Source organism: Shewanella sp. 10N.286.45.A1, assembly GCF_041470405.1.
Classification (GTDB): Bacteria; Pseudomonadota; Gammaproteobacteria; order Enterobacterales; family Shewanellaceae; genus Shewanella.
In genome coordinates this window covers 1,796-4,019 of the sequence record NZ_JBFRMK010000286.1, presented here as the reverse complement: position 1 = coordinate 4,019, position 2,224 = coordinate 1,796, and the positions used below count along the sequence as shown (strand labels likewise).

The window sequence follows — 2,224 nt, the reverse complement described above, 5'->3', positions numbered from 1 at the left end:
TAGTAGGAGGTCGCGATTGATTCCATTAACTATGGCTGTCTATGTATTTTCCTGTCTATGTATTTTCCTGATATAGAAAAAGTTATCTGAATTAGGGACGTAATTCGTAAATCGTAACTCGGAAATATCCAGAAACGGGTTAGGGGCTGACTCATTTATGCCCCAAAGCTTGTTTCGCTTCTAAATACGTTCCAGCTCGGCTGGCTAATTTTGACATACTAAAAGTAATGTGTGGCAAAACGTAAAATGCGATCCTATTGCCCTCTATTTATTCTAAAAACATCAAAAAATACAATCGCGTAAAGTGGCATAATATCTCCGAATTATTCTGATAAACTACACCAGAGATTTTTAATCAGGAGTGATAATGCCTCAATCAGCATTCGCAAATTTACCCCCGTTACCATTTCTAGTTATTTCTGCACTACTAGCTCTAGTACTTTTTATCGTTATTGCTCGACTGAAATCTACAAAACGAGAACTGGAAGATTCCAAACAGGAAACCGAAAAGGCTTCTCAAGCACTTGCTGACTATGAGATGCAATATTCTGGCATCATCAACGTGGATAAAGAGATTGAGGTTCGAGAGCAAGCATCTAAATTGCGCCAAGACGAAGCTAATGCAGTTTTTTTAGAGGTCACAAATGATATTGAGCAACTCAAGTCGAGTTACAAAGAAAAGAAAGGCATATATGATTCACTCATCCATAAAATAGGCATTTATGACGATGACGTTGAGTTGCTAGAACTAGGCTTCTACGAACCACACTTTGACTTTGACACTGCGGAGCAATTTAAAGAGAAAATCCGCGAATGCAAAGAACGTCAAAAAGACCTTCTTCGCGTGAAGGATACCTCTGGAGCGATTTACTGCACAACTGAGTGGACGGTAGGTAACTCAAAAGTCGAAGGTAAGAAGATGACTGACCGAGGCATTAGGCTCACAGCTCGCGCATTCAACAACGAATGTGAAGCAGCCATCGCCAACTGTACATGGAAAAATGTCGTCAAGATGGAAGCGCGAATTAATAAAGCCTTTGAAGCAATTAATAAGCTGAATGAGTCCAACACGATTGTCATTTCAAATAAGTATTTGCAATTGAAAATTGAGGAACTTCGCCTGACTCACGAGCACAAAGAGAAGAAACAAACAGAGAAAGAAGAACAGGCTGAAATTAAGGCTCAAATGCGTGAAGAAGCGAAGATTGAAGCTGAGATTAAGAAAGCGGAACAAGAGGCCATCAAAGAAGAAGCACGCTTTTCTAAAGCCCTTGTGACCGCGAGAAAACAGCTTGAGTCAGCGAATGACGAAGCCCGTAGTAAACTGGAAGAACAGATCGCACAGCTACAGTCTAATCTTGAAGCCGCAGAGCAAAAGCATCAACGTGCACAGAGTATGGCAGAGCAAACCAAGCAAGGTCACGTTTATGTTATTAGTAATATTGGCTCGTTTGGAGAAAACGTTTATAAGATTGGTATGACTCGCCGACTCGAACCAATGGATCGGGTCAAGGAGTTGGGTGACGCTTCAGTACCATTCAGTTTTGATGTTCATGCCATGATTCACACCACTGACGCACCTTCTCTTGAGAAAGAGTTGCATCGCGTGTTCGATAATGATCGTCTGAACATGGTGAATAGGCGTAAAGAGTTTTTCCAAGTGGATCTATCTGACATCAAGAAAGCTGTTAAAAACTTCGATATTGATGATGCTGCTGAGTTCATCGAAACTGCTGTAGCACAGGACTTCAATGAAACTAAAGCAATGCGCAAGCAAGCTGAGTTGAAAGAAGCAATCGAGCTTGGTGCTATCACCGGTTTAACTAAGACAGAGCAACCTGAATTTGCTGAAAGCATTTAAAGTGTACAAATTCAGAGCTGATCTGACAGTTACCCATCTTTGACTCGGTGCCTGTCAGATATAATCTGGGCTAGATTTTTTATGCCCAGATTGATTTCCCATCTTCCTGCTAGCTAATTAAGTTATTACAGTTCTGACCAGAGACGTGCCAGCTTGATCTCAACTAACGCATTTTTGTCGGATAGACGACACTTGTTACCAAGTGCCGCCCTCCTAAGAACCCAGCGTGCAACTTTCACTGCACTAGGCTCAAGCCTCCACAAAGGTATCGTTAGATACCCCGCGAATCAATTGCCAGCCATTATTAATCACAAATCAAGCATAGTAAGAGGTCGCGCTCGATGCCATTAACTATGGCTGTCT

1 protein-coding gene is annotated in these 2,224 nt (G+C 41.7%); it reads left to right on the top strand.

Translation table 11 applies throughout. The features are described 5' to 3' along the window. The first annotated feature begins 367 nt into the window (after positions 1-367). Positions 368-1,861, top strand: coding sequence for a DUF4041 domain-containing protein (locus tag AB4238_RS19045; protein ID WP_372034857.1), 1,494 nt, complete (start codon positions 368-370; stop codon positions 1,859-1,861). The last annotated feature ends 363 nt before the right edge of the window (positions 1,862-2,224 follow it).

Bases quoted from the DNA above. Each gene is read 5' to 3' on its own strand.
- AB4238_RS19045 (WP_372034857.1), top strand. From the start codon at position 368: ATGCCTCAATCAGCATTCGCAAATTTACCCCCGTTACCATTTCTAGTT.